Source organism: Streptomyces sp. GSL17-111 (assembly GCF_037911585.1).
Taxonomy (GTDB): Bacteria; Actinomycetota; Actinomycetes; order Streptomycetales; family Streptomycetaceae; genus Streptomyces.
This window is the reverse complement of record NZ_JBAJNS010000001.1, coordinates 2462933-2489764: the sequence shown is the minus strand read 5'-3', so window position 1 is coordinate 2489764 and position 26832 is coordinate 2462933. Positions and strand designations below refer to the sequence as shown.

The 26832-nt window shown below is 73.7% G+C and carries 28 protein-coding genes; 16 read left to right on the top strand and 12 right to left on the bottom strand.

The features are described 5' to 3' along the window. Window positions 1-3: 3 nt before the first annotated feature. The 3 genes from V6D49_RS10925 to V6D49_RS10915 all read right to left on the bottom strand — a co-directional run bounded on the left by V6D49_RS10925 (window position 4) and on the right by V6D49_RS10915 (window position 2980). Window positions 4-261, bottom strand: coding sequence for an acyl carrier protein (locus tag V6D49_RS10925; RefSeq protein ID WP_340559141.1), 258 nt, complete (start codon window positions 259-261; stop codon window positions 4-6). Beyond that, the gene (locus tag V6D49_RS10920; RefSeq protein WP_340559139.1) at window positions 258-1376 is read right to left on the bottom strand and encodes a beta-ketoacyl-ACP synthase III; all 1119 of its coding nucleotides are present in this window, start codon (window positions 1374-1376) and stop codon (window positions 258-260) included. Before V6D49_RS10920 ends, V6D49_RS10925 begins: the two co-directional genes overlap by 4 nt. 134 nt (window positions 1377-1510) lie before the next feature. Then, entirely contained in the window at window positions 1511-2980 is a 1470-nt protein-coding gene (locus V6D49_RS10915; protein WP_340559138.1) for an MFS transporter, read from the bottom strand. Between the two features lie 505 nt (window positions 2981-3485). On the opposite strand from V6D49_RS10915, the gene V6D49_RS10910 reads away from it, so the two are divergent. The 3 genes from V6D49_RS10910 to V6D49_RS10900 are packed head-to-tail and all read left to right on the top strand — an operon-like array spanning window position 3486 to window position 6633. Beyond that, window positions 3486-3725, top strand: a complete 240-nt coding sequence (locus tag V6D49_RS10910; RefSeq protein ID WP_340559137.1) for a hypothetical protein — start codon at window positions 3486-3488, stop codon at window positions 3723-3725. Continuing rightward, window positions 3722-6154: a heavy metal translocating P-type ATPase gene (locus V6D49_RS10905; RefSeq protein WP_340559135.1), complete on the top strand. Its 2433-nt coding sequence runs from the start codon at window positions 3722-3724 to the stop codon at window positions 6152-6154. The genes V6D49_RS10910 and V6D49_RS10905 overlap by 4 nt, the downstream gene beginning before the upstream one ends. Beyond that, on the top strand, window positions 6151-6633 hold the full coding sequence (locus tag V6D49_RS10900) for a copper chaperone PCu(A)C (RefSeq protein ID WP_340559133.1): 483 nt from the start codon (window positions 6151-6153) through the stop codon (window positions 6631-6633). The genes V6D49_RS10905 and V6D49_RS10900 overlap by 4 nt, the downstream gene beginning before the upstream one ends. A gap of 22 nt (window positions 6634-6655) precedes the next feature. On the opposite strand, the gene V6D49_RS10895 is transcribed toward V6D49_RS10900, so the two are convergent. The 5 genes from V6D49_RS10895 to V6D49_RS10875 form a co-directional block, all read right to left on the bottom strand. After that, entirely contained in the window at window positions 6656-7411 is a 756-nt protein-coding gene (locus tag V6D49_RS10895) for an aspartyl/asparaginyl beta-hydroxylase domain-containing protein (protein ID WP_340559131.1), read from the bottom strand. A 129-nt stretch (window positions 7412-7540) separates the two neighbouring features. Then, window positions 7541-8134 (bottom strand): sigma-70 family RNA polymerase sigma factor, encoded by a 594-nt coding sequence (locus tag V6D49_RS10890; RefSeq protein WP_340559129.1) that lies wholly within the window; start codon window positions 8132-8134, stop codon window positions 7541-7543. Window positions 8135-8297: 163 nt separating this feature from the next. Next, window positions 8298-9137: a hypothetical protein gene (locus tag V6D49_RS10885; protein WP_340559127.1), complete on the bottom strand. Its 840-nt coding sequence runs from the start codon at window positions 9135-9137 to the stop codon at window positions 8298-8300. 119 nt (window positions 9138-9256) lie between these two features. Further along, window positions 9257-9895: a rhomboid family intramembrane serine protease gene (locus V6D49_RS10880; RefSeq protein ID WP_340559125.1), complete on the bottom strand. Its 639-nt coding sequence runs from the start codon at window positions 9893-9895 to the stop codon at window positions 9257-9259. Window positions 9896-9922: 27 nt separating this feature from the next. Continuing rightward, window positions 9923-11017, bottom strand: coding sequence for a hypothetical protein (locus tag V6D49_RS10875; RefSeq protein ID WP_340559124.1), 1095 nt, complete (start codon window positions 11015-11017; stop codon window positions 9923-9925). A gap of 213 nt (window positions 11018-11230) precedes the next feature. Here V6D49_RS10875 and V6D49_RS10870 point away from each other — a divergent pair, with 213 nt between their 5' ends. The 8 genes from V6D49_RS10870 (at window position 11231) to V6D49_RS10835 (ending at window position 17305) form a co-directional block, all read left to right on the top strand. Continuing rightward, window positions 11231-11926: a UbiX family flavin prenyltransferase gene (locus tag V6D49_RS10870; RefSeq protein ID WP_340563868.1), complete on the top strand. Its 696-nt coding sequence runs from the start codon at window positions 11231-11233 to the stop codon at window positions 11924-11926. Window positions 11927-11978: 52 nt separating this feature from the next. Then, on the top strand, window positions 11979-12446 hold the full coding sequence (locus V6D49_RS10865) for an Lrp/AsnC family transcriptional regulator (RefSeq protein WP_340559123.1): 468 nt from the start codon (window positions 11979-11981) through the stop codon (window positions 12444-12446). 155 nt (window positions 12447-12601) lie between these two features. Then, the gene (gene mqnE, locus V6D49_RS10860) at window positions 12602-13768 is read left to right on the top strand and encodes an aminofutalosine synthase MqnE (RefSeq protein WP_191211316.1); all 1167 of its coding nucleotides are present in this window, start codon (window positions 12602-12604) and stop codon (window positions 13766-13768) included. An 18-nt stretch (window positions 13769-13786) separates the two neighbouring features. Next, on the top strand, window positions 13787-14305 hold the full coding sequence (locus V6D49_RS10855; protein ID WP_340559122.1) for a GNAT family N-acetyltransferase: 519 nt from the start codon (window positions 13787-13789) through the stop codon (window positions 14303-14305). A 98-nt stretch (window positions 14306-14403) separates the two neighbouring features. After that, entirely contained in the window at window positions 14404-14718 is a 315-nt protein-coding gene (locus V6D49_RS10850) for a DUF4229 domain-containing protein (protein ID WP_340559120.1), read from the top strand. Window positions 14719-15054: 336 nt separating this feature from the next. Continuing rightward, window positions 15055-16425, top strand: coding sequence for a dicarboxylate/amino acid:cation symporter (locus V6D49_RS10845; protein WP_445330502.1), 1371 nt, complete (start codon window positions 15055-15057; stop codon window positions 16423-16425). A gap of 155 nt (window positions 16426-16580) precedes the next feature. Then, a complete protein-coding gene (locus V6D49_RS10840) occupies window positions 16581-16967 on the top strand; it encodes a type II toxin-antitoxin system RelE/ParE family toxin (protein WP_340563865.1) in 387 nt (128 codons plus the stop codon). After that, window positions 16964-17305, top strand: a complete 342-nt coding sequence (locus tag V6D49_RS10835; RefSeq protein ID WP_340559116.1) for an XRE family transcriptional regulator — start codon at window positions 16964-16966, stop codon at window positions 17303-17305. Before V6D49_RS10840 ends, V6D49_RS10835 begins: the two co-directional genes overlap by 4 nt. A 96-nt stretch (window positions 17306-17401) precedes the next feature. Here V6D49_RS10835 and V6D49_RS10830 read toward each other — a convergent pair whose 3' ends face one another. The 3 genes from V6D49_RS10830 to V6D49_RS10820 form a co-directional block, all read right to left on the bottom strand. Next, on the bottom strand, window positions 17402-18823 hold the full coding sequence (locus tag V6D49_RS10830; RefSeq protein ID WP_340559114.1) for an ATP-binding protein: 1422 nt from the start codon (window positions 18821-18823) through the stop codon (window positions 17402-17404). A gap of 133 nt (window positions 18824-18956) precedes the next feature. Continuing rightward, window positions 18957-20135: a hypothetical protein gene (locus V6D49_RS10825; protein ID WP_340559112.1), complete on the bottom strand. Its 1179-nt coding sequence runs from the start codon at window positions 20133-20135 to the stop codon at window positions 18957-18959. A 92-nt stretch (window positions 20136-20227) separates the two neighbouring features. Continuing rightward, window positions 20228-21274 carry a saccharopine dehydrogenase family protein gene (locus tag V6D49_RS10820; protein ID WP_340559110.1) on the bottom strand — a complete coding sequence of 349 codons (1047 nt, stop codon included), beginning with the start codon at window positions 21272-21274 and terminating at the stop codon, window positions 20228-20230. 74 nt (window positions 21275-21348) lie between these two features. Between V6D49_RS10820 and V6D49_RS10815 the strand changes: the two genes are divergently transcribed. The 4 genes from V6D49_RS10815 to V6D49_RS10800 all read left to right on the top strand — a co-directional run bounded on the left by V6D49_RS10815 (window position 21349) and on the right by V6D49_RS10800 (window position 25225). Then, entirely contained in the window at window positions 21349-21999 is a 651-nt protein-coding gene (locus V6D49_RS10815; RefSeq protein ID WP_340559108.1) for a TetR/AcrR family transcriptional regulator, read from the top strand. 49 nt (window positions 22000-22048) lie between these two features. Further along, window positions 22049-22687, top strand: coding sequence for a TetR/AcrR family transcriptional regulator (locus V6D49_RS10810; RefSeq protein ID WP_340559106.1), 639 nt, complete (start codon window positions 22049-22051; stop codon window positions 22685-22687). Between the two features lie 201 nt (window positions 22688-22888). Further along, complete coding sequence (locus V6D49_RS10805; protein ID WP_340559104.1) at window positions 22889-24880, top strand: AMP-dependent synthetase/ligase; 1992 nt, start codon at window positions 22889-22891, stop codon at window positions 24878-24880. A 45-nt stretch (window positions 24881-24925) separates the two neighbouring features. Then, window positions 24926-25225, top strand: coding sequence for a hypothetical protein (locus tag V6D49_RS10800; RefSeq protein ID WP_340559103.1), 300 nt, complete (start codon window positions 24926-24928; stop codon window positions 25223-25225). 61 nt (window positions 25226-25286) lie between these two features. On the opposite strand, the gene V6D49_RS10795 is transcribed toward V6D49_RS10800, so the two are convergent. Then, window positions 25287-25703 carry a DUF3224 domain-containing protein gene (locus V6D49_RS10795; protein ID WP_340559102.1) on the bottom strand — a complete coding sequence of 139 codons (417 nt, stop codon included), beginning with the start codon at window positions 25701-25703 and terminating at the stop codon, window positions 25287-25289. A gap of 109 nt (window positions 25704-25812) precedes the next feature. Here V6D49_RS10795 and V6D49_RS10790 point away from each other — a divergent pair, with 109 nt between their 5' ends. Next, complete coding sequence (locus V6D49_RS10790) at window positions 25813-26826, top strand: helix-turn-helix transcriptional regulator (RefSeq protein WP_340559101.1); 1014 nt, start codon at window positions 25813-25815, stop codon at window positions 26824-26826. The last annotated feature ends 6 nt before the right edge of the window (window positions 26827-26832 follow it).

The following is a 26832-nucleotide window of genomic DNA, read 5'->3' as shown; positions in this document are numbered from 1 at the left end:
TGGTCACTGCTCCTTCGTGCGGTGGGCGAGTTTGTCGTCGACGAGCCGGGCGGTGCTGCGCAGGCTGAACTCCTCGGTGATCTCGGTGTCGTCCACCGGGACCTCGAAGTCGCTCTCGATGCGCATGCTGATCTCGGTCAGCGTCAGGGAGTCGAGACCGAGCGCCCGGTAGGTGGCGTCGGGGTCGGCGTCGGCCAGCTCCGGGTCGAGGGCCTGCACGACGGCGATCAGCCGGTCGAGCGTGGTCGTCGTGTCGTTCACGGGTGCTGCTCCTTCGGGGTGGAGGTCCCCGGTGTGCCGGGGTGGGGGGTCTGGGGGTCCGCGGGGTCGGCAGGGTCCGCGGGGCGGACGGCCGGGGGCAGGGTGGGCCAGCGCAGGACGCACGAGCCCCAGGTCAGCCCGCCGCCGAAGGCGGTGAGCAGGACGCCGTCGCCCGGCGTGAGCCGGCCGTCGGCCGCCGCGTCGCACAGGGCCAGCGGGACGGAGGCGGCGCCGGTGTTGCCGAGGTGCCCGATGTTGGTCACCAGGCGCTCCTCGGGCAGTCCGAGGTGCTCGACGACGGACCGCAGGATGCGCAGGTTGGCCTGGTGCGGGACGACGTGGTCGACGGCGTCGGGCTTCCAGTCCGCCGCGTCGAGCACGGCCCGGGCCGAGCCGCTCATGCGGACGACGGCGTGCCGGTAGACGGCCCGGCCGTGCATCTCGAAGAAACGTTCCGTCCTGACCGGCGCACCGTCGTCCCCGGCCGAGCGCTGCCGGGAGCCGCCCGCCCGGACGGTGATGAGGTCCTCCCCGGTGCCGTCGCTGCCCAGGTCGAACGGCCCGAGGGCGCCGAGCTCCTCGGGGGAACCGGAGCGCAGCAGCACGGCCCCGGCGCCGTCGCCGAAGATGACGGCGTTCGTGCGGTCCTCGGGATCGACGATGGTCGAGTAGGCGTCGGCGCCGATCACCAGCACCCGGCGGGCGGCTCCGGTCGCCAGCAGCCCGGAGGCCGTGGCGAGCCCGTAGAGGAAGCCGGTGCACACGGCCGCCACGTCGAACGCGGGCACCCCGGCCAGGCCGAGCCGGGCCGCCACCACGGGCGCCGTCGCCGGGCAGGGCCGGTCCGGCGTCGTCGTCGCCACCAGGACGGCGTCGGGCGGCGCGCCCCCGGCCGAGCGCATGGCCCGCCGTCCCGCCTCGACGGCCAGGTCGGAGGTGGCCTGCCCGGGTTCGATGTGCCGCCGGTGGCGGATGCCGGTGCGTTCGGTGATCCAGGCGTCCGTCGTGTCGAGACGTGCGGACAGCTCCGCGTTGTCGACGATCCTGGGGGGCACCCAGCCGCCCAGGCCGCAGAGCACCGCGGCGGAGGGGGCCGACGGGGAGGTTCTGGCCATGGAAGGGCAACTCCTTCTCGCCTGAGAGGGAAACCGTGCGGCGCGGGTCAGGGCCGCCACGGCGGAATCGGCTTCGGGGGGGGAATCGGGAGGTGATCGAGGGGTGAAGGCCGGGGGAGCGAGGGTCCGCGCGCTCAGCTCCGCAGGGTCGGGGCCGTCTTCCGCAGCCCCCTGCCACGGGCGGCGTAGGCCAGGGCGGCGGCCAGCAGCGTCCCGGCGATGACGAACACGGTCGTGCGCAGCCCGTCGGCGCCGGCCGCCGTCGAGGCGTCGCCGACGGCCCCCGACGTCCCGGCGTTGGCGACGGCGACGAGGACGGCCAGGCCCAGCGCACCGCCGAGCTGGAGCGCGGTGGACGCCGTCCCGGAGGCCACGCCCTGGTCGCCCGGCTCGATCCCGTCGGCCGCGACGATCCACAGCGCCGTCCACACCGCGCCCTGGGCCAGACTGAGCAGGGTGAGGCCGGGGAGCAGAACGGGATAGCCGCCGTCCTCGCTCATGGCGACGGCGAGCAGCGCCGTGCCGAGCGCGCCCGCGGCCAGCCCGTGCCGCAGCGTGGCGGCGGCCCCCAGCCGTCCCACCGCCCACTCGCCGCCCCGGGCCCCGACGGCCACCACCAGGGCGGGCCACAGGAAGGCCGCGCCGGTGGCCAACGGGTCCAATCCGGCGACGCGTTGGAGGTAGAGCGTGAGGAAGTAGGGCAGCGCGCTGAACGTCGCGCCGAAGACCAGCGCCGTGGGCACGGCCGTCCGGACGCCGGGGGCGCGCAGCAGCCGTGGCGGGGTGAGCGGGTCCCGGCAGCTCCGCTCCCGCCGGACGTAGGCCGCCAGCAGCAGCAGGGCCAGCGCACCGGCCGTGAGCACCTCCACGCTGCCCCACCCCGCCTGCGGCCCGCGCACGACGGTGTAGACGAGGAGCGTGGCGCCGCCCGTCACGGCCACGGCGCCGGGGGCGTCGAACCGTCGGCCGGGCTCCCGCGCGGGGTCGGCCGGGAAGAGCAGCAGCGCGCCCGCCGCGATGGCCAGGGCGGGCGGGATGTTGGCGTAGAAGACGGCGGCCCAGCCGAAGGCGTCCACGAGCACCCCGCCGGCCAGCGAGCCGGCGCACAGCCCGAAGGCGCCCATGGCGCCCCACACGGCGAGCGCCCGGTTGCGCGCGGGGCCCTCGGCGAACAGCGTGCTGATGAGCGAGAGCGTGGCGGGGAAGAGGAGGGCGCCGCCCAGCCCCTGGGCCGCGCGGGCGGCGACGATGACGCCCGGCTCGTCGGTGGCTCCGCCGGCCAGTGAGGACACCGCGTACAGCAGTGCCGCCGTCACGAACATGCGGCGCCTGCCCAGCAGATCGGCGGCGCGTCCGCCGAACAGCAGGAAGCCGCCGGTGACGACGACGTAGGCGCTCACGACCCACTGGAGGTCGTGCTCGGAGAAGCCGGCCGCCGTGCCGATGCTCGGCAGGGCGACGTGCACGATGTTGAAGTCGACGGCGATGACGAACTGCGCGGCGGCGAGCACCGCCAGTTGTGCCGGTCCCCGTCCGCCGGTCGCCCGCCCGGCCGGCCGGTCCGCGCCGGACGGCACGGGACGCGTGCCTTCCCCTCGTTCCATCGTGCTCTCCCCCTGAACACACAATGCCGCGGAAATGCGGTGACATGAATCACGCTGACGGTGTCGCCGCATCTCCGTTGAAGCTCTCGCTCCGGTGGCTCCACTTTCACCCGACGTCTGTTCGAGGGCAAACAGGTCACACACTTTCGGACAGGGTGGAATTCATCTTGCGCGCAGAGGTGCCCCAAGGGTATTCGCAGATGTGCGTTCGGCGATTTCCGGCCGCATGTGCCACCGCCGGGAACTGGGGTGGAGCCCTCCGCGGTCGTCGGGAATGGCCGAAACCCGGGTGGCGTCCTCGCGGGGTATTGAGAGGAGGTCGGATGGCGGAGCGGAAAAGTTCCCGGGCTCTCGGTGAAGAGTACGCGAATGGCGGTAAGCCGTTCCCTCCCGGGTTTATCCAGGAAGGTTTCGGAACGGTTCGGGGCGCCCCGCGTATTAGCCTGGCGCAGCCCCTGAACCGTCGTCAGCGCCGTCCACGGCCCGCACCGAGGGAGCCGTCGTCATGCCCCCACCGCCCGGCCCCACCGGGGAGCGCCCGGGGAGCGCCCCCGCGACCGTCCGCCCCGCCCCGGCCGCCCGTTCCGCCTGGTACGGGACGGCCGCGTTCCTGCTGCTGCTCGCCGCCGTCTTCGCCGCCTCCTACGCGGTGGGCACCGCGGCCGGGCCCGTCGCCCCCGGGCTGCACAGCCCCGACGCCCCGGGCCAGGACGGCACCGGGCACGGGGGAGGCGGGCACGGATGAGCACGCTTTCGCCCGTTGAGGAGGAACCGGACCGGCCCCTCGTCACCGAGCTGGCCGTCGGCGGCATGACCTGCGCCGCCTGCGTCGGCCGCGTCGAGCGCAAGCTCACCCGGCTGGACGGGGTCGCCTCGGCCGCCGTCAACCTCGCGACCGGCCGGGCGCACGTCGGCCACGCCCCCGGGATCACGGTGGACCGCCTCGTCGAGACCGTGGAGCAGGCCGGCTACACCGCCCGCCGCGTCGCCCCGCCCGGTGGCGGGCCCGCCGGAGCGCCACAGCCCGACGCCCCCGGCGCGGACGGCCCCGGCAGGGACGGCTCCGGTAGGGACGGCTCCGGCATGGACGGTTCCGAGGACGCCGCCGACCTGGGACGTCTCCTGACGACCGCCTACCTGGCCGTACCGGTGATCTTCCTGTCGATGGTGCCCGCCGCCCAGTTCGACGCCTGGCAGTGGCTGTGCTTCGCGCTCTCCACCCCGGTCGTGCTGTGGAGCGCCCTGCCCTTCCACCGACGCGCGGTACGCGGCCTGCGGCACGGCACGGCCACCATGGACACCCTGGTCTCCCTCGGGGTGACCGCCTCCTACGCCTGGTCCTGCTACGCGCTCTTCCTCGGCGGCGCCGGAGAACCCGGCATGCGCATGGACTTCTCGCCCTTCCCCCGGGTCGACACCGGCACCCCGCACGTGTATCTGGAGGCCGCCGTCGCCGTCACGCTGTTCGTGCTGGCGGGGCGGTGGCTGGAGGGCCGGGCCCGGTCCGGCTCGGGGGCCGCCCTGCGGGCCCTGGCGGAACTGGGCGCCCACGACGTCGAGTTGTACGACACGGCTGGCGGCACCGGGACGGGCGTCCGGGTCCCCGTCGCCGCACTCGGCGTCGGGCAGCACTTCCTCGTCCGGCCCGGCGAGAAGGTCGCCACGGACGGCGAGGTGGTCTCCGGCCGCTCCACGCTCGACCTCTCCCTGGTCACCGGGGAGAGCGCGCCCGTCGAGGCCGGGCCCGGCACCCGGGTGGTCGGTGCCGCCGTCAACTCCTCGGGGCTGCTCGTCGTCCGGGCGACGGCGGTGGGCGCCGACACCCAACTCGCCCGCATCACCCGGCTGGTCACGGACGCGCAGGCCCGCAAGGCGCGGGCGCAGCGGCTGGCCGACGCCGTCTCGATGGTCTTCGTGCCCGCCGTCCTCGCCGTCGCGGTCGCCACCTGCGGGTTCTGGCTCGGGGCCGGAGCCGACGCCTCGGCCGCCGCCACGGCCGCCGCGTCCGTCCTCGTCGTCGCCTGCCCCTGCGCCCTCGGCCTCGCCATCCCCACCGCGTTCCTCGCCGCCACCGGCCGCGGCGCCCAGCTCGGCGTGCTGGTGCGTGGCCCGGAGGCGCTGGAACGGCTGCGCCGGGTGGACGTCATGCTCTTTGACAAGACCGGCACCCTCACCACCGGCCGCATGACCCTGCACGAGACGACGGTGCTGGGCGCGCCCGACGGAGGCGAGGGCCCTGGTGACGCCGAGGGTCCGGGTGCGGCGGAGGTGCTCCGGGCCGCCGCGGCGGTCGAGGCGGGCTCCGAGCACCCGGTCGGACGCGCCGTCGTGGCCGCCGCCGAGCGCCTCGAACCCTCCGAAGCACCCGCCCGCGCCACGGACTTCCGGGCCGAGGCGGGCGTCGGCGTCACCGGCCGCGTCGCCGGACGGACGGTCGCCGTGCGACGTCCCCGGGCGGACGGCACCCTGCCCGAACCCCTCGCCGCCGCGCTGCGCCGCGCGGACGCCGCCGGACGCACCGCCGTCGTCGTGGAGTTCGACGCGCGTCCCGTGGCCGTGCTGGCCCTCGGCGACACCCTGCGCCCCGACGTCTACCGCACCCTGGACACCCTCCGGCGTCAGGGCATCGAGCCGGTGCTCGTCTCCGGCGACTCCCGCGCGGCGGCCGGGGCGGCGGCCCGGGAGGCCGGCATCCGCACCGTCCACGCCGAGGTCACCCCCGAGGGCAAGGCGGCCAAGGTCGCCGAACTGCGCGGCCAGGGCCGCCGGGTGGCCATGGTGGGCGACGGGGTCAACGACGCCGCCGCGCTCGCCGCGGCCGACCTCGGCATCGCCATGGGCAGCGGCACCGACGCCGCCATCGGCGCCGCCGACTTCACCCTCGTGCAGGGCGGGCTGCGCGGCATCACCGACGCCGTGCGGCTCACCCGGCGCACGCTCGGCACCATCCGGGTCAACCTGCTGTGGGCCTTCGGCTACAACGTCGTCACCGTGCCACTGGCCGCGACCGGCTGGTTGACCCCGATGTTCGCGGGACTCGCCATGTCGGCCAGCTCCCTGCTCGTCGTCGGCAACAGCCTGCGGCTGCGCGGTTTCCGGCCGGCGCCGACGGCAGCACCCCGCACCGGGCCGCCGACGGGGTCCGGCCGTCCCGTGAGGAGCCGTCTCGCATGAGCGCCGTCCGTACCGCGCTGACCGCCCTCGGCGCCGCCGCCGTCACCCTGCTCCTGCTCACCCTCTACACCGCCACCGGGGCCGCCGGTGAGGGCCGCCCGGCGATCGCCGTCGTCGACGGCATGGTCCTGGAGCCCACCAACGACCTCCAGGGTTCGGCCTACTTCACGCTGCGCAACACCGGCGAGGGGGCCGACCGGCTGCTGTCCGTGTCCTCGCCCGACCTCCCCGACGGCGTCATGCTCAGCCGCGTCGTCGTCCGGGACGGGGCCGGCTCGATGCGCCCGCTGGACTCGATGCCCGTGCCTGCGGGGGCGGAGGTCCGCATGGACCCCTGGGAGGGGAACATCATGGTGAACCGGCCACCCGGGCTGGAGCCCGGGCAGCCGGTCCGGTTCGTCCTCCGGTTCGCCGTCAGCGGCGAGGTGGAGGCCGTGGCCACGACCGTGACGATCGCGGAGTTCAACTCCCGCTCATGAGGCCCCGCTTATGAAGCCCTGCTCATGAGCTCTCGCCCATGAGCTTGCGGACCTCGGTGACCAGGACGGTCAGCGCGCGCCGTTCGCACACGGTGGTCTCCGGGTGCCACAGGTCCATCAGCAGGCAGGTCCGGGGCGCGGTGCCGTGGTTCCACGCCTCGTGCTCGAAGGAGTAGTCGAACAACAGGCACCTGCCCTGTTCCCAGGCGCGGGTCTCCTCCGCGACCCGGATGCCGCAGCCCTCCGGGATGTCCACGGCCAGGTGGAGGTTGATGGTGAAGTTCCACAGGTCGCAGTGCGGGGCGATGGCCGCCCCCGGGAGCAGGGTGGAGAAGTGGCACTCCAGCAGCGGTGAGAGCAGCCCCGGCTCGATGGCGTGCTCCCGCAGGATCCGCGCCGTCGTCGGCACGGCGTCCTCCGAGGACGGCACCGTGGCGCCGTCCCGGAAGAGGTAGAGGGCCTGCCAGTCGGTCTGCCGCTGGAGGTAGTGCTCGTAGTCGCCGAACATGGCGCGGCGGTCGGCCCACGCCGTGGCCAACTCCGCGCTGATCGCGCCGTGGTGCGTCTCCAGCGCGTCGACCAGCGGCTTGATCTCCGGGTGTTCGTACGGGTCGTGCCAGGGCCGGGGCGATATGCCCGGCAGCACCCAGCGGGCCTTCTCCTGGAGCGGCTGGCGCTCGGTCCCGCCCGGCTCCAGCATGCGCTCGACCCGGTCCAGGGCGCCGGGGCCGTACTCCTGGGTCAGGGCCGCGAAGGCGGCTTCGATCTCCGGTGTCATGTGTGCTTCACCTTTCCGGTTCGCTGTGCGTTCTCGTGTGGGTTCTCGTGTGCGCTCGGTGGGGGCGTCCCGGGGGCGTGGCGTGTGCGCCACGCCCCCGGGACGCCGTCCTTCCGGGGGCCGCGCCTCCTACGCGGCCTTGATCGAGGCGGTCATCTCGCGCCGGGCGCGGGACACACGGGAGCGGACGGTGCCCACCGGGCACCGCACGAGCTCCGCCGTGTCCGCGTAGGACAGCCCGACGAGCTGGGTGAGGACGAACGCCTGCCGCCGTGGCGGGTCCAGCGCGTCCATCAGGTCCCGCAGGGCCACCAGCTCCTCGAAGCCGTTGTCGTCCTCGCCCTGCGTCCGCTCGACGGCCGCCTGCCAGTCGTCGACGTCGGCGATGCGCGGCCGGGAGGAGGCCCTGCGCCGCTGGTCGACGACCACCCGGCGGGCGATCGTCAGCAGCCAGGTCCGGGCGCAGGAGCGGCCCGCGAAGCCGTGGAGGCTCTGCAGGGCGCGGACGAACGTCTCCTGGGCCAGGTCGTCGGCGGCGTGGACGTCCCCGCTCAGGTGGGCGACGAAGCGCCAGACGTCCCAGTGGGTCGCGCGGACGAAACGTTCGGCCGCGACCCGGTCACCCCGCTGCGCGGCGAGCGCCCAGCGGGTCACCTTCTCGTCGTGGGAGGTTCCCGGACGCGCCACGGCGCGTCCGGGAACGGGTTCGTGCACGGAGTGCATCCCTGTTCCTTCGTTCCCAAGGGGGGCCGCGCTGGGGCAGCCCGGCCCCGGTGGACCGGCCCCTCCCGGGGCCGGGGTGACGTGGGCGCGTCCGTCGTCGAAGGCTGCGGTGAGCGGCCTGGCCGTGGGCACGGCGAGGCACGGCCGGGCGGTGCGGCGGTGGTCAGCCGACCGCGAGCACCTGGCCGGTCCTCAGGGGTGCGGGTGGCGTCCCGTCGACGTCGACGACGGCGGCGGGACGGGGTGGCGGGCCTCTCCGGGAGAGGGTGTGCCGCAGGTGCCGCTCCTCGCGGGGGAGGGCGGTGTCGGTGCCGCCGGGGATCGCGGGGACGTCGGGGAAGCGGACGCGGGCCCGGCGCGGGGGGCTGAGCAGCGGCTCGAAGAGGGCCGCGATCAGCGCGCGGCCGATACGGAAGGCCGCCGTCTCGCCGCGCCACAGCCACCACCCGGTGATCGTCGCGGCGAGGAGGTGGGCCACGGTCATACCGGCCGAGCCGTGGGTGAGCAGGGACCAGGGGTCGAGGCCGGGGAGGTCCTGCCCGGCGGCCGTGCCGGGGTGCCCGGGGGTGCCGTGGGCCATCGCCCCGGCCATGCCGTCACCGCAGGTGCCGTGCCCGCCGAGGGCCGGATGGCCGTGCAACCCGCCGGGCCAGGCCGGACCGGCGTGCCCGGCCGTGGCGGCGTGCCCGCCGGATCCCGCGTGCCCGCCGGACCCCGCGTGCCCCGCGGGGTGCGCCGTGGCCGGGCCGGTGAGCGCCTGCACGAGGGAGAACGCCATGTGCAGCAGCGTCTGGACGAGGACCGAGGAGCCGATGACGGCCAGCGGGCCGTGCTCGCGGCGGGCCGGCGCGAGGCAGAGGGCGGCGGTGATGAGGAAGGCCGTGATCGGCGCCCATAACGGCAGCGTGTGGGACATCAGCACGTGGCCGATGGCCGCCGGAAGGACGCACACCGCTGAGAACACCCCGGCGCGGAGTGCGGGCGGTGCCGGCGGGCGGGCCATGCCCCTGATTGTGCCAGCCGTCCCTTTCGCCGCTCCACGAGGTGTCCAGGGGGTGGACCGTGCCGAGGCACCCGATTCGGCTCCCCGGCCGGGCTCTTCGAGGGGTCGGGCCGGAGCCGTCAACTCCAGGGGCTCGGCCCGGCGCCGTAGGGGGCCGGGCGGCGGCGGGGCGGTGTGCGGCGCAGCCAGAAGGCGGCGATCACCCCACCGATCAGGCCGAAGAGGTGGCCCTGCCAGGACACGCCGGACGAGGTGGGGAGGACGCCCCACAGGATCGAGCCGTAGAGCAGCAGCACGGTGATGCCGACGGTGATGTCGAGCGCGTCGCGTTCGACGAAGCCGCGCACGAGGAGGTAGCCGAAGAGGCCGAAGACGACGCCGGAGGCGCCGGCGGTGTTGGTGCCGTCGGGAGCCGTCAGCCACACGCCGAGCCCGCTGGTGACGATGATGACGAGGACGACGCCGACGAACCGGCCCAGGCCGCGCACGGCGGCCAGGAAACCGAAGATCACCAGGGGCAGGGTGTTCGCGGCGACGTGGTCCCAGCCGAAGTGCAGGAAGGCGGCGGGGAAGATGTCGGCGAGTTCGTCCGTCTCCCGGGGCTGGATGCCGTACTCGCTCACGATGAGCCCGCTGGAGCCGTCCAGGGCGGTCAGGAACCACAGCAGCGCGGCCCAGGAGAGCATGAACGTTCCCGCGGTGACCGCCCGCGAGCGGCGCGACGGGTAGGTGCCCGTCCCGCGCGGTCCGTACGACATGCAGACCCCCATCCGCCCGGGCGTGGTTTACAGATCCAGCGTACGCAAAGTGTGCAACAGCGAGGAGAGCTCCGGCTCGCGGAGGGTGACGAACGTCAGCGCGGCGAGCAGGTCCTGGGGGTGGAGCTGCGCGACGGAGGGCGCCGCGACGTAGGCGACCTCGCCGGGGGCGAAGTCCAGGCGCAGCGGCAGGGTCGCCGCGTCCGGGCCGCCGGGGTTGTGGCGGTCGAGCCGGCCCAGGTCGACGGTGAGCGACGACAGCGCGCCGTGCCGGATCGCCAGGTCGAGCCGGACGGGGCGGTCGGGGGCGTCCGTGAGCGGGGTGAGGTCCGGCTCGCCCAGGTAGTAGCGCAGCGGGTCGAGCGCGGTGGCCAGGGTGCGTCCGGCCGCGCGTGCCGGGAGGGTGACGGTGACGTGCTCGGCGCCGTCCCGCTCACCGTCGGCCCGCACCGAGCCGTGGGTGGTGAGGGTGTCGCGCACGGCGTCCGCGAGCTGGTGCTGGAGCTCCGCCGTCGTGAGGACGGACGTGGAGCGGGCCAGCCGTTCGGCGGGTGTGTCGGCGCCGCCGCCGAGTACCTCGGCGAACTCGCCGAACGCGGCGGAGTCGACCTGCACCCAGTCGCCGCGCAGGGCGGACTGCGCGACGTGCAGGGAGGACGGCAGTTCGTCGGTGAGCCGCTCCAGCTCGGGCACGTGCCGCAGGACCGGCCCCCGGTGACCGACCTCCGCCGCGAGGGCCGCGAGCCCCACCCGTACGTAGAGCTTGTGGTTGACGGACTTGACGCCGAGGACGTCCCGGCCGCCGAAGCTCACGGCCGCCGCCGTGTCCACCCGGTCCGACCGGCCCAGGTCGCGCAGCGGCTTGTCCGCCTTGACGGCGAGGGCCACCTCCAGGTCGGAGAGCAGGCGGGCCTGCTCGCGCAGCCGTCGCTCGCCGGTGCCGGCGCCGGTCCGCTGCCGGAGGTAGGCGAAGACCTCCTCCGGGGTGCCCTCCAGCCGCGCGGTGACGGAGACGGCCTCGTCGGCGCCGAGGCGGTCGACGGCGGCCTTCATGCGGACGGCGGTGGTCAGCTTCTCGGTGGCCGTGCACGCCAGGGCTCCGGCCAGCAGGCCCGTGCACACGAACAGGGCGACGAGGGCGGTGAGCGCCCGGCCGCGAGGGCGGGGGCGCGTTCCGGTGCGAGCGGTGATGGCGGACTCCCGGGCGGCTCGGCGAACACGTGGTGCGTCGGCTGGTTCGCCCCATTGTGACCGTCGGCACCCGGTCGCCCCGTCGGGGCACCCCGTCGGGGCGCCCCGACGGCGCGGCGCCCCAGCCCGTAGGCTCGACGTGTGATCGACGCCGAGCCACGCCGCCCCTGGATCGTCGGAGTCTCCGGTGCTTCGGGGACGCCGTACGCCGCCGCCGTCCTGCGGGCCCTGATCGCCGCCGGCGAGCCGGTGGACCTGGTGGTCAGCCGGGCCGCCCGGCTGACCGTGCTGGACGAGACGGGCCATCCGTTCCGGGACGCCCACTGGCGCGAGGACCTGCGGCGCTGGCTGTCCCGGGGCGCGGACGGTGCACCCGACGCCTTCCCCGACGCGCTGCCCGACGACGCCCCCGAGGGGCTCGTGCGGCACTGGCCCGCCGGTGACCTGGCCGCCGGACCGTCCTCCGGGTCCTACCCGGCCCGGGGCATGCTGATCATCCCGGCCTCGACGGCGTGCGTCGCCGGGGTGGCGCTCGGGCTGTCCAAGGACCTGCTCCAGCGGGTGGCGAGCGTGACGCTGAAGGAGCGGCGCCCGCTGGTCGTCGCCGTCCGCGAGACGCCGCTGAACGGGCCGACGCTCCAGCAGCTCGTCGCGCTGGACCGGGCGGGGGCCGTCGTCCTGCCCGCCTCGCCCGCCTTCTACGCCGGTGCGCGGCACATCCAGGACCTCGTGGACTTCGTGGCGGGGCGGGCGCTGGACGCGGCGGGGGTGCCGCACCGGCTGTACCAGCGGTGGCGGGGCGGGCTGGGTAGCGCAGGTACACCGCCCTCCATGGCTTAGATTCTGATACCGAAGAGAGCTCGTGCGGGACAACTGAAGGGCGAGGCGACGCATGGACGCCGTGGACAGACAGCTCATCCAGGCGCTGCGGGAGAACGGCAGGGCCTCCTACGCCGAGCTGGGCCGGCTGGTGGGCCTGTCGGGACCGAGCGTGACGGACCGGATCAACCGGCTGGAGGCGGCCGGGGTGATCACCGGCTACCGCGCCACCGTCGACGCCCCGAGCCTCGGCCTCGGCGTCACGGCCCTCATCGGCATCCAGCTCTCCGACGCCACCGACCACGACGACGTCGCCCACCGGCTGCGCGATCTGGAGGAGATCGAGGACTGCTGGTTCATCGCGGGTGACGACTCCTTCATGCTGAAGGTGCGGGCCACGGACGTCGACGGCCTGGAGCGGACCATCCGCCGGCTGTCGGGCACCCAGGGCGTCTCCCGCACCCGCACGACGATCGTGCTGTCGACGAAGTGGGAGAACCGCGTCGGCGAGCTGCCGGGCGGCGAGGCCCTCGGGGCCTGAGGGCGGGCGCGGCACGTTCCCCGGGTCGGGGCACGTCGTGCCGTCGTGCGGCACCACCCCGCCCGGCTTGCCCCGGTTGGGGGTGGCGTACGCTCGGGATGCTGCGAGCTGAAGGCGCGAGCGGAGGCCCGCGCAGATCCGAGGAGGCGCGACGCATGGACGCTGGGCTCAAGCGCGAGCTGGAGGAGAAGGTCCGCGCGGGCGAACGGCTGACCCGTGAGGACGGCATCGCCCTCTACGCGTCCGACGACCTGGCCTGGCTCGGCGGCCTGGCCCACGAGGTCCGCACCCGCAAGAACGGTGACGTCGTCCACTTCAACGTCAACCGTCACCTCAACATGACGAACGTGTGCACCGCGTCCTGCGCGTACTGCTCCTTCCAGCGCAAGCCGGGGGAGAAGGACGCCTACACGATGCGCATCGAGGAGGCCGTCAAGCTCGCCAAGGAGATGGAGGGCGACAACCTCACCGAGCTGCACATCGTCAACGGCCTCCACCCCACGCTCCCGTGGCGCTACTACCCGCGTTCGCTGCGGGCGCTGAAGGAGGCGCTGCCGGAGTCGGTGTCCCTCAAGGCGTTCACCGCGACGGAGATCCACCACTTCGAGACCATCTCCGGGATGGACGCGAGCGAGATCCTGGACGAGCTCATCGACGCCGGTCTGGAGTCGCTGACCGGCGGTGGCGCGGAGATCTTCGACTGGGAGGTCCGGCAGCACATCGTGGACCACGCCACCCACTGGGAGGACTGGTCGCGCATCCACCGCCTCGCGCACAGCAAGGGCCTCAAGACGCCCAGCACGATGCTCTACGGGCACATCGAGGAGCCGCGCCACCGCGTCGACCACGTGCTGCGGCTGCGTGAGCTCCAGGACGAGACCGGCGGTTTCCAGGTCTTCATCCCGCTGCGCTACCAGCACGACTTCGTGGACATGAAGGACGGCAAGATCCGCAACCGCCTCCAGGCCCGGACCACGATGGCCACCGGTGCCGAGGCGCTGAAGACGTTCGCCGTCTCCCGGCTGCTGTTCGACAACGTGCCGCACGTGAAGGTGTTCTGGGTCATGCACGGCGTGCAGACGGCGCAGCTCGCCCTCCAGCACGGCGCGGACGACATGGACGGCTCGGTGGTCGAGTACAAGATCACCCACGACGCCGACGACTTCGGCACCCCGGACAAGCTCACCCGCGAGGACCTGCTGGAGCTCATCCGGGACGCCGGCTTCCGTCCCGTCGAGCGCAACACCCGCTACGAGATCGTCCGCGAGTACCCGGGCCCGGAGGCCGGCCGCCGGGAGACGCCGCAGCCCATGCGGCTCTGAGACACGGCGGCGGACACCATGCGCTACGTGCTCGACCCCGGCATGGACCGGGCGACGGTCGACGGCACCTGCCGGCTGTGGGCGGACGTCGTCAACGCCGGTGGGGCGGTCGGCTTCGTCCCGCCGGTGACGGCCGAGGACGTCCGGCCGGAGCTTCTCAAGCACCTCACCGCCATGTCCGAGGGGCGCACCCGACTCCTGGCCGGGTTCGACGCGGCGGGTGAGGTGAAGGCCACCGCCTTCTTCACGCTGAACACCCACCGTCTGATGCGACACTGGGTGTGGCTGTACTCCGTGATGGTGCACCCGGACCTCCAGGGCACCGGCACGGGCCGGGCGCTCATGGCGTCGGCCGAGGAGGCCGCCCGCGCCATCGACGGCGTCCGGGGCATCCGGCTCACCTGCCGTGGCGGCATGGGCCTGGAGCACTTCTACGCGGCGTGCGGCTACAAGGAGGTCGGGCGGGTGCCGGAGGCGATCAGGGTCGGTGACGACGACTACCGCGACGACATCACGATGTGGCTCCCCCTGACGTGACGACGCCCGCAGAGCCGACAGCACCGGCAGAGCCCGTAGAACCGGCAGGACCCGCAGGCCCCCGGGCCCCGGGCCCGCAGGACGAGAAAGAGACCACCGTGACCAGCACTCCGACCACGACCCCCCGGGCGACGCTCCGCTACACCCTGCTGCGGCTGGGTCTCTTCGCCGCGAGCTTCGCCGTGTTGGCTGTGCTCGCCTACGTCGGCGTGATCCCGGAGGGGATCGGCAAGTCGAACCCGCTGTGGCTGGTGGCGCTGGCGATCGTCGTCTCCGCGCCGCTCAGCTTCGTCCTCCTGCGGCGTCAGCGGGACGAGATGGCCGAGCAGATCGCGCCGCGCGTCGAGAAGGTCTCCGGCAACGTCAAGGCACGGCTCGCGGCCAACCGCGACCAGGAGGACGGCGTCGCGTAACGCTCGTCACAGCACGGTCGGCACCCCTTCGGGAATCACCCACGCCCGGAGGGGTGTTGTCGTCTCACGTCACCGGCTCCCAAAGGAAGGCTTTGAGGGGCCATAAGTCCCAGTGTTAGCGTGAGGTCCATGACGAACGCAGCCCCGACGCGCCCCGCCCTGCGGAGCGCCGCCCTCGTGGCCCGGCTGCACGTCGACCTCTGCCGCTGTCGGACGACGGCCTGTCGCCCCTGACCGCAGGTCTGGCGACATCCCCGCGTCCGGACGACAATCCCGGACGCCCCTCCTTCGTGTCTCTCGTGCTGTAGCTCCCACGACCCTTACCGGAGTGTGTCCGTGTCCCCCACGCCGTCCTCGGCCGAGCCGTCGGCGACCCCGCCGGTCCGGCCGTCCGCCGCCTCTCCCCTCCGCCGCCTGCCGAAGGTGCCCTTCTGGGCGCAGATCCTCGCCGGTCTCGTCCTCGGCGTGCTGCTGGGCTGGCTCGCCCGCAGCGCCGACGTCGACTGGCTCGGCACCGGCCTGGAGAAGGTCGGTGACCTCTTCGTCCAGCTGCTGAAGCTGGCCGTCGCCCCGCTGGTCTTCTTCGCGATCGCGATATCGATCACCAACCTGCGCAACGTCTCGAACGCCGCCCGGCTGGCGGGCCGTACGCTGCTGTGGTTCCTCGCGACGTCGCTGATCGCCGTCTCGATCGGGCTGGCCATCGGCCTGCTCACCGACCCAGGCGCCGGCACCGGCTTCACGCCCGAGGACGGCGAGCGCCCGGAGAGCTCCGGCTCGTGGCTGGACTTCCTCACCGGCATCGTCCCCACGGACGTCATCACGCCGTTCACCGAACTCAACGTCCTGCAGATCGTGTTCATGGCCGCCGTCACCGGCGTCGCCGCCCTGAAGCTCGGTGCGAAGGCCGAACCGCTGCTGGCCTTCGGCGAGTCGGTGCTAGCCCTGCTCCAGAAGGCGCTGTGGTGGGTCATCCGCCTCGCCCCGCTGGGCACCCTCGGCCTCATCGGCAACGCCATCAACCAGTACGGCTGGGACCTGATCGGCCAGTACGCCACGTTCACCGCCGACGTCTACATCGGCTGCGCGCTGGTCATGTTCGGCGTCTACCCGCTGCTGCTGGCCCTCGCCGCCCGCGTCAGCCCCGTGCAGTTCTTCCGGGGCGCGTGGCCCGCGATCCAGCTCGCCTTCGTCTCCCGCTCCTCGGTGGGCACCATGCCGGTGACGCAGAAGGTCGTCGAGCGCCTCGGCGTGCCGAAGGAGTACGCGAGCTTCAGCGTCCCGTTCGGGGCCACGACCAAGATGGACGGGTGCGCCGCGATCTACCCGGCCCTGGCCGCGATCTTCATCGCCGAGATCTTCGGCGTGAGCCTCGGCCTCCAGGACTACCTGCTGATCGTCTTCGTCTCGGTCATCGGCTCCGCCGCGACGGCGGGCCTCACCGGCGCGACGGTCATGACCACGCTCACCCTCTCCACGCTCGGCCTGCCCCTGGAGGGCGTCGGCCTGCTGCTGGCCATCGACCCGGTGCTGGACATGATGCGGACCGCCACGAACGTCACCGGCCAGGCCGTCGTCCCCGTCATCGTCGCCGCTCGCGAGAAGCTCCTGGACCGGGAGAAGTACGACGCGGCCACGTCGTTCAACCTGGACGACTGGGACAACGGTGAGGACGCCGCTCGCCCGGTGGTCGCCACCGTGTCGTAGTCGCCCCGCCTCCCCGGACGACTCCGCAGCCCCGCCGGTCCCGCGCCGTCGGGGCTCGGTCGTCCCGGCGGAGTGGTACGGGCCGGGAGCCGCGTTACTGATTCGTGGTGAGGCATGAGCGATGAGTGGCGAACAGGGTTAATGCTTGCATTAACATGCGGGTCGTGGCTCAATGGGAAGTGATCCTCGTCGCGGAGGTCGCGGCGTGGTTCGAGGCACTGGCTCAGGCTGACTGGACCAGTGCTGAACAGGTGGAAGACGCGGTTGATCTGCTGGCGGCGACGGGGCCGACGCTCGGCCGTCCGCTGGTGGACCGGATCAAGGGAGCGGAACAGCATCATCTGAAGGAACTCAGGCCGGGATCTGGCGGCGGTAGTGAGATCCGGATCCTGTTCGCGTTCGATCCTGTTCGCCGTGCGGTGCTCCTGGTCGCGGGGGACAAGGCCGGCGACTGGCGTGGCTGGTACGACAGCAATATCCCTCTCGCGGAGAAGCGCTATCGGGCACACCTCAATGATCTGGAGACCAGGGAGTACGAATGAGTGACGCGGTCAGCTGGGAGGACGCGAAGCGGGCGGCCCATGAACGACGCAGGGCCGCCGGGCTGCCGGTGCGCACGCCTGCGGAGAAGCAGGCGGCGATGGGCCGGCTGGTGTCCGAGGTGCGGGCGTACAAGCTCGCGGAGATCCGGCGGGAGCAGTCGCTGACCCAGCGCGCGGTCGCGGCGTCGATGGGGGTCTCCGCTCCTCGCGTGTCGGCGATCGAGCATGGGATGCTCGACCGCGCCGAGCTGGCGACTCTGCGCTCCTATGTAGAGGCTTTGGGCGGGCATCTGCGCGTGGTGGCGGATTTCGGCGACGCGGAGTACACGGTCGCCTGACCGCACCATACCTACCTGTGGTCCGGTCGCGAACGTCACCGGCCAGGCCGTCATCCCCGTCCACTCGGCGGGGGCCCAGCCATGCGAGGGGCCGGGTCAGCCCCAGGCCGCGATGAGGTCGCTCGGCCCGAGGTGGACGACGCCGTCGGCGGTGCAGCCGCTGCGTGCCACGGCGAGCAGGGGCGTGGTGTCGTCGGCACCGGGGAGCTGGGAGCGGTGCGTTCTGAGACGTGCGAGGTCGCGATCGTCGAAGGGCTTGTTCTCCAGCCACTTGATCGAGCCGACGGCGGTGATCCGTCTGGCGATGGGCGAGCGGTCCGCGCCGACGATGTCGATCTCGGGGTCGTTGGTCCGTGTCCAGTAGCCGCCGATGACGTCGGTGCCGTGGGGCAGGTGATCCTCGGCGAGGAGCCACACCGCTTCTCGCAGGACGGGCTCGACCGCCCGTCCCCGCCAGGAGGTCCAGCTGTCACGCAGGGCGCTGAGGACCCGGTCCCCGCGTCCCCGCTCGATCGTGGGGATGCGGGGACCGATGAACGACAGGTAGAAGCGCAGGTAGGGGTCGGCGACACGGTAGCGGGTCTCGCGGCTGGGCCGGGTCGAGAGCGGATGGTCGGCGGTGACGATTCGGCGGGAGACCAGCAGCTCCAGCGCCCGGGTCAGTGAGCCGGGGTTCAGGTCACCGGCCGCGCGTCCGATGAGACTGAACGTGCGCTCCCCGTGTCCGATGGCTCCCAGCACCGTCCGTGCCTGGGCCTCGGTGGGGAACTCCGCCGCCAGCGTCCGCTCACCACTGACGAGGAGGGCCGACGTCGGCCGGCGCAGGGCCTCCTCCAGGTATCCCCACAGGCCCGCGCCCACGGGCCACTCCTCCAGGATCAGCGGGAGTCCGCCGCTGACCAGGTACGCGTCGAAGGCCTCTGCCGGCGGCAGGTCGAGCATGGTCCCGACCTCGGCCGGGTTGAGGGGCGGCACGACCATCTCCGTCCCCCGCTGGTAGAACGGACGTCCGTACGTGTTGAGTTGCTCCATCATGGCCAGGTCGGAGCCGACGAGAATCAACAGCACGGGCAGCTTGGACAGGGTCCGGTCGAATGCCTTCTGGAGGGCGCCCTCGAAGGTGGGGTCCTCGCGTACGAGGTACGGCATCTCGTCGAGAACCACGACACTCGGCGTGTCGGTGGGGAGGACCGAGGCCAGCAGGGTCAGGGCCGCGTCCCAGGTCTGTGGCGCGGTGACGTCCGCGACCCGGGAGGACTCGGGAAGCGCGGACGCGGCCAGCTCGGCGGTGAAGCCCGCCAGGTCCTCGTGCTTCGAGCCGCCGACGGCGGTGAAGAACACATGCGGAAGGCCCGACCGCTCCAGGAACTCCTCGACCAGCCGTGACTTGCCGACCCGCCTGCGTCCCCTGATCAGCACAGCGCGACCGCGCCTCCCGCCGCGCCCGCCGGTTCGCACCGGCGTCAGTACGTCGGCGAGGGCCTTGAGCTCGGCTCGGCGTCCCACGAAACCATCCACAGCGGCTCACCTCCACAGCGATGCAACCGTGAAACTTGCATTGATGCAACTTGCTTTGGTGCAAGCTGCCCGCCGACGCCCCGCCCGGGGAGTGCCTGGGGTGGGGCGTTCGGCGGGGTGTCCGGGGCCAAGGTCAGATGCGGCTGACGACTCCGCACTCCTCGCCCAGGCCGTCCTCGGCGAGGGAGTCGCTCCGGTCGTACGGGTCCGCGGTCGGGCCGGTGGGCGCGGGGTCGCCCAGGCGCTCGGAGTCGAACGTGGGGTGCAGCAGTCCGTCGTAGACCGAGCAGGAGCTGTTGCCCACCTCCATGTTGTATTCCAGGAGCCAGAGGGTGCCTTCGGTGCCCTCCCAGTGCGCGGGATCAGCGACCTCCGCGTGGATCTCCCTGCGGACCAGCGTCCGCGTCACCTCGCCGGGCACATCGGCGTTCTCCACCGCGTAGACGAACGAGTAGTCACTCTCGATGACCGCCTTGCCGTCCGCGTCCCCTGCGGTCACCTCCATCCGGCCGCGCACCCGGACGTCCTCAAGCAGATTCACCTCGTCGGTGTCGAACCGGGAGAACAGCCACAGGGGGTCCAACTCCCTGCTGGGTGACGCCAGTGCCTCCCGCGTCTCCTCGACCAGTTCCCAGCCGAGCGGGTCCAGCATCCCGACGGCCTCCGTCGGCTCGCCGCCCGCCAGCACGCCCGGGTCGAGATTGGCCGCGACGAGGAACTCCTTCAGCAACCGCGCCGAGTCCGCCACCTGATCCGCCGACACGCCGTTGACCGCCTCGGCCTCGGGCAGTTCGATGGCGTCGGCCCCGGACTCCCAGCGCTGCGCGGGCGATCCGTTGAACGGCTCCTTGAGCGTCGGCCGGTCGGGGAACACCTCGTCCGCCGGTGCGGTGCTCGGCGCGGCCGTCTCGGCGGGCAGGGGAGCGGCCTCCTCGCCGCGCCCGAGGTCGAGGCTCGGGGCGGCGTCGTCCAGGTAGGTCACCAGGCCGGCGCTCACCGCGAACAGCGCCACGAATCCGGCGATCCACCGGCCGGAGCGGTTCCGCCTCGGCCGCCAGGCCGGGCCCGTGCGCCAGCCGTCCGGCTGCCACGGCTCGGGCTCCTTCGGCCTCCGTTCCCACCACCGCTTCGGCTGTCGCCGAGCCGCCTCCGCGTCCAACTCCCGCAGCCGGGCCGTCACCATCCGGGCCCGTGCCGAGGGCTCCTTGGGCACGTCCGCGACGTCTCCACCCGCCTGCTGGAACCGCAGCCAGTCCGCGTCCGATATCGACGGTTCTCTCTCCGGCTCCCCGGCCCCTGACGCCTGCTCCACTCTGACAACCCACCTGGAACGATCTTGCAACGAACCCGCGAGACGCTAGCAACGCCACACATCTGTTCGGGCACGCGCACATCACGCTTGCGTCATGATCGCCGCGACACGGTGCTGCGGAGGGGGTGGAGGACGACGCCGTCCGGGGCCAGGCGTTCGGGCAGGTCCGCCAGCGCGGGCAGCTGCTCGAGGTGACGGACGCCGGTGGGCAGCCGCCCGGCGAGCACCTCCCGGGTGGTGTGCGCCGCGACCAGTCCGCTGACGCGGCCCTGGCCCCGGCCGGTGAGGGCGAGGGCCGCGTGGCGTCCGTCCCGCCAGGCGTCGGCGCGGACGGCGAAGGCGTCGCCCCCGAGGTGGGTCCGCAGCAGCATCGACGTCAGGGCCCGGCGCAGTGCGGGGTGCCGGGCGGCCGGACGCAGGGCGAACAGGAGGCCGGTGCTGAGGCGCGAGTCCAGACACAGCCGGGTGGTGACCTCCGGCACGCCGAGCGTCCCGGGCAGCGTGTGCTGGTCGGAGAAGGGGAACGGACGGGCCGTCCGCCGCCCGTGGCCGGGGAGCGCGACGCGGCGCGGACGGGCGTCGCCGGGCGGTTCGGTCAGCGCCTCGACGGTCCACCGCACCGCGTCGGCGCCGTGCCGCTCGCCCGAGCCGAGCAGCACCGTCAGCTCCAGCCGGTCAGCTCCGCCGAGGGCGTGGTGCGCGCGACCGGCGAGGAGGTTCGTCAGGCCCGGGGCCAGGCCCACGCTGAGCACGGCGGTGGCTCCGGCGGCGTCGGCGAGGCCGTCCAGCCCGGTGGTCCGGCGCATCAGGTCCGGCTCGGCGTTCACGTCCACGAGGTGGATGCCGCGCTCCAGGCACGCCGTGGCGGGCCCGGTGTCCGGCGGCTGGACGCACAGCACGACGGCCGCGAGGTCGCCGAGCCCGTCCAGGGCCCGGCGGAATCCCTCGGCGTCGGTCACGTCCGCCCGGACGCCGGGCACGCCGGGGCCGTGGGGCGCGCCGGGCGCGCCGTGGCCGCCGGGGCTGCGTCCGGCGGTCACCACGCGGCCCGGGAACCAGCGTTCCAGCGTGCCGCGCACGACCGAGCCGACGGCTCCCCGGCCGCCCACGACGAGTACCCGTCCATTCGCTGTAGTCACACTCCAACGAGTATCACTGTAGTGTGACTACAGTCAAAGACCGCAGCCCTGCCCGAACCGCCGAGGGAGCCGCCGTGACCGCCGCCCCGACCCGCGCCGAGAAGACCCGGCAGACGCGTCGGCGCATGCTGGACGCCGCCGCCGGACTGTTCTGCGAGCGCGGCTGGACGGCCACGACGGTGCAGGACGTCGCCCGGGCCGCCGGGGTCGGCGTGCAGACCGTCTACTTCACGTTCGGCACCAAACGGGCCCTGCTCGCCGAGGTGCTGGACACGGCGATCGCCGGTGACGCGGACCCCGTCGCCACGCTCGACCGGCCCTGGGCCCGGGCGGTCCTCGACGCCCCCGGCGCGCGGGAGCAGCTCGCGCGCCAGGCGGCCGGGGCGCGCGCCGTGCTGGAGCGGGCCGCGCCCGTGCTGGACGTCGTCCGGGGCGCGGCGGCCGCCGACGCCGAGATGGCCGAGCTGTGGCGCACCAACCAGCGGCAGCGGCACACCGTCCAACTCCGCTTCGCCGAGGCCCTGGTCCGCAAGGCCGGCGGCCCCCTGCGCGACGGCCTGCGCGACGGCCTGCGCGACGGTCACAACGCGGCCTCGGCCGCAGACGTCGCCCTGGCCCTCCTCGGCCCGGAGACCTACGGGCTGCTGGTCACCACGCAGGGCTGGACGCCCTCCCGTTGGGAGCACTGGGCCGCCGACACCCTCACGCGCCAACTCCTCCCGTAACCGCCGGCCGTCACTCCTCGGTCATGCGTCCGCACTACGCTGCGGACGCATGACCGAGGGCCTCCGCGAGCGCAAGAAGCGCCAGACCCGCCAGTGCATCGCCGACGCGGCGGCGTCGCTCTTCGCCGCCCGGGGATTCGACGCCGTCACCATCGCCGAGATCGCCGAGGCGGCGGAGGTCTCGGTCAACACCGTCTACAACCACTTCGCGGCCAAGGAGGACCTCGTCCTCCCGCCGGAGGAGACGACGGCGCAGCACCTCGCGGACGTCGTGCGGCGGCGGGGGCCCGGGGAGTCCGCGGCGCGCGCCGTGCTGGCGCACCTGCGGAACGAGGTCGGGGACGCGGACCGCAGGCGAGCCCTGACCGACGGCTTCGGCCGCACGTACCGGGCGATGCGCTCCACGCCCGCGCTGACCGCCCGGCTGGAGAGGCTGCGGCGGCGGATGACCGACGTCCTCGCCGCCGAGTTGAGGGCCGGGGCCGGCGCGGCACCGGACGACCCGATGCCCCGCCTGGTCGCCACGCAGATCGCCGCCTTCCACTCCCTCGTGCACACCGAGATCGGGGAGCGCGTCGCCGCCGGGCAGGGGGCGGGGGAGATCACCACGGCGGTGCACGCCCTCCTGGACGCCGTCGAGGAGTTGGGCGGCGAGCGCTTCCTCGGCTACGCCGCGCGCCCGGCCTGACGCGCCCGGTCTGACCCCCTCGCGCGGCGGCGTCCGGTGGGCGGGCGGCGGGAGCCGGGGAGCGGTGGTGCGGTGAAGGTCACGGTCGAAAGGTGTGCCGACTCGGTACGCCCTCTGGCCGGAAGCGGTCGCCGTACGGCAACCTACGGGTGGGTAACTTTTATCGAATCCTTGTCAACGCACGCGTCGGCGGAGGGCCGCATGTCCGCACAGAACAGCGCCGCCGCACAGTCGGCCGCCGCCCGCACGGCGGTCTCCGGGGTGGCGGAGTCGGCCCCGCAGCGCCCCCAGGGCCCGCCCGTGCTCGTCCCGCCGCTACTGCGCCGGGCCCGGGACGGCGTCGTCCGGCAGGCCGAGGTGCCGCCGATCGTGACGTTCCCCCGGCAGGGATCGCTCGCGGACATCCCGTTCACCAACGCGGCCGAGGACCCCGACGCCGTCGTGCTGGCCCGCCGCCGTCCGGGCGGCGGCTGGGACGACGTGACGTGCGCCGAGTTCGCCGACCAGGTCCGGGCCGTGGCGCGCGGCCTCATCGCCTCCGGTATGCGGCCCGGCGACCGGCTCGCCATCATGGCCCCCACCTGCTACGAGTGGACGCTGCTCGACTTCGCCGCCTGGGCGGTCGGCCTGATCACCGTCCCGGTCTACCCGACGTCCTCCGCCGCGCAGGTCCGCTGGATCCTCCAGGACGCCGGCGTGACGGGCATCGCCGTCCAGGACGTCGAGGGGGCGCGGCTCGTCAGCGGCATCCGGGGCGCGCTGCCGTGGCTGCGGCACCTGTGGCAGTTCAACAACGGCGCGCTCGACCAGCTCGCCGCCGCCGGCCAGCCCCTCCCCGACGCCCTGGTCGCCGAGCGCCGCTCGGCCCTCGGCCCCGACAACGTCGCCACGCTCATCTACACCTCCGGCACCACCGGGCGTCCCAAGGGCTGCGTGCTCACGCACGGCAACTTCATGAGCGAGACGGACAACGCCGTCGAGCTGCTGCACCCCGTCTTCCAGTCGGTCAGCTCCGAACCGGCGTCCACGATCCTCTTCCTCCCTCTCGCGCACGTCTTCGGCCGCATGGTCGCGATCGGCTGCCTGCGGGCCCGCGTCCGCCTCGGCCACGCGCCCAGCACCGACACCGACGCCCTGATCGCCGACTTCGCCTCGTTCCGGCCGACGTTCCTCCTCGCGATCCCCTACGTCCTGGAGAAGATCCACAACCGGGCCCGCGCCACCGCCGAGGAGATGCGCCGGGGCTCCTCCTTCGACCGGGCCGAGAAGGTCGCCGTCCGCTACGGGGAGACCGCCACCGCAGCCCTCACCGGCGCCGGTCGCGGCCCCGGCCTCGGCCTGCGGGCCGCCCGGGGCCTCTACGACGCGCTGGTCTACCGCCGCATCCGGGCCGCGCTCGGCGGCCACGTGCGCTACGTCATCTCCGGCGGATCGCCCCTCGGCCGCCGGCTCACCGCCTTCTTCGCCGGCGCCGGCATCGAGGTCTACGAGGGGTACGGGCTCACCGAGACGACGGCGGCCGTCACCTGCACACCGCCGCTCAAGCCCAAGCTCGGCACCGTCGGCTGGCCGATGCCCGGCACGGCCGTGCGCATCGCCCCCGACGGGGAGATCCTGCTCAAGGGCGGCAGCGTCTTCGGCGGGTACTGGGACGCCGAACGGCAGTCCGTGATCCCCGAGACGGACGCGCAGGGCTGGCTGGCGACCGGGGACGTCGGCGCCCTCGACGACGAGGGGTACCTCACCATCACCGGCCGCAAGAAGGACCTCATCATCACCTCGGGCGGCAAGAACATCGCGCCCGCCCCGCTGGAGGACTGGCTGCGCGCCCACCCGCTGATCAGCCAGTGCCTCGTCATCGGCGACAACCGGAACTACCTCACGGCGCTCGTCACCCTCGAACGGGAGGGCCTCGCCCACTGGCGGCGCATGCACGGCAAGGAGGGCCTGCCCATGCGCGAACTCGTCCGCGACGGCGACCTGCGGCACAACATCCAGCAGGCCGTCAACGAGGCCAACCAGCTCGTGTCGCACGCCGAGGCCATCCGCCGCTTCACGGTCCTGCCCGGCGACTTCACCGAGGCCGACGGGCACCTGACGCCCAGCCTCAAGCTCCGGCGCGACGCGATCGTGCGCGACTTCCACCGCGAGATCGAAGCGCTCTACGGACCGACGCACCCGGATGCGACATAACAGGACATCTCGCTAGCCTGGGAGGACGACCCAGGGAGTCCAGCGATGAGCACAGCCACCCACCGGCCGCACGACGCGCATCCTCACCGGCACGGCGCCACCTGCGGTCACCAGAGCGTCGAGCACGGCGACCACGTCGACTACGTGCACGACGGCCACCTGCACCGCGCGCACGACGGGCACTGGGACGAGTGCGAGCCCACGGCCCACGTGCGGCACCCCGCCCACGAGCACCGGCACGGGGACCTGTGCGGGCACGAGGCCGTCCCGCACGGCGACCACGTCGACTACCTCCACGACGGCCACCGCCACGCCGCCCACGAGGACCACTGGGACGACCACTGAGCCACAGGCCCGGCCCCGACGCGCGTCTCCCGTGGGCCCGCGGGCGGCCTCCGCGTCCTCCTCAGTCCCACTCGTGGTCGAAGGTGTAGGCCACCGACGTCTCGCCGTGCCGGTGGGTGAAGCCGCCGCTGCCGCGCAGGCCGGTGAGGGCCCCGGTGCCCGAGCCCGCGAGGACGTCGAAGGTGCAGCGCAGAACGCCGTCCGCCCCGAACGACCCGCGCTGCACGAGTGCGAACGACCCGTCGCGTCCCTCGACGCTGCCCGACAGCACCTCGATACCGGTGAACGTCCCGGCGGTCTCCGTCAGGTAGGCGATGCTGTAGGACGCGCGGGTGCCGACGGCCTCGATCCCGCCGGTGAACGTGTTGGTGACCGTGGCGTGGTGGAGCCCGGGTGCGCCGGGCCCGGCGTCGGGGGAGACCGGGCGGAGCGGGGTCTCGGTCCAGTCGGCGGCGGTGAAGTGGCCGGTGCTCTGCATCGTCGTGCGTCCTCTCGCAGGGGTGTGACGGCCACGCTAGGAGCCGTACATGACACCTCCTGTCAGGTACGGCCATCAGGTTGTCGGATGCGCCCGCGACAATGACGCCATGCGCGCCGACCGCCTGCTCTCCCTCCTCCTGCTGCTCCAGAACCGGGGCCGCATGACGGCTCCGGAGCTGGCCGCCGAGCTGGAGGTGTCCGTGCGCACGGTCTACCGGGACATCGAGGCGCTGGCGGCGTCGGGCGTCCCGGTGGTGGCGGAGCGCGGCCCCGAGGGCGGCTACCGGCTCGTGGAGGGCTACCGCACGCGTCTGACGGGGCTCAACGAGGCCGAGGCGCAGGCCCTCTTCCTCGTCGGCACCCCGGGCCCCGCCCGCGACCTGGGGCTCGGTGCGGTCCTGGCCACGGCCGAGTTGAAGCTCCGCGCGGCCCTCCCGCCCGGTCTGGCCGAGCGCAGCCGACGCGTCCAGGACCGCTTCCACCTCGACGCCCCGACCTGGTTCCGGGACGCCGACCCGACGCCGTTCCTCGCCGCCGTCGCCGGTGCCGTCTGGGAGCGGCGGGTGCTGCGCGCGCACTACCGGGCCTGGCGCGGTGACCGCCACCGCACGCTGCGGCCGCTCGGACTCGTCCTCAAGGGCGGCATCTGGTACGTCGTGGCGCTGTCGGAGGACGACGACGCTCCCCGGACGTACCGGGTCTCCCGCTTCGCGGCCGTGCACGTCGTCGACGACGTCTTCGAGCGCCCGGCCGGATTCGACCTGGCCGTGTACTGGGGGGAGGCGACGGCGCGCCTGGAGGCCGCGCAGTACCGGAGCACCGCCCGGGTACGGCTCTCTCCCCGGGCCCGCAAGCTGCTCCCCGTGCAGTTCGGCACCGCCGGCACCCGGGCGCTGGCGACCGCCGGCCCGCCGGACGCCGACGGCTGGACCGAGGTCGACCTGCCCGTCGAGACGCGGGCCGTCGCCGTCGGTGACCTGCTGCGCCTCGGGGCGGAGGCCGAGGTCCTCCACCCGCCGGAGCTGCGCGAGGCCGTCGCCCGGACCGCCCTGGCGGCGGCCGTCCGACATGGCGCCACGTCCGCGCACGCCGACGACGCCACCGGTTCCCACCGGCCCTGAGCGGTG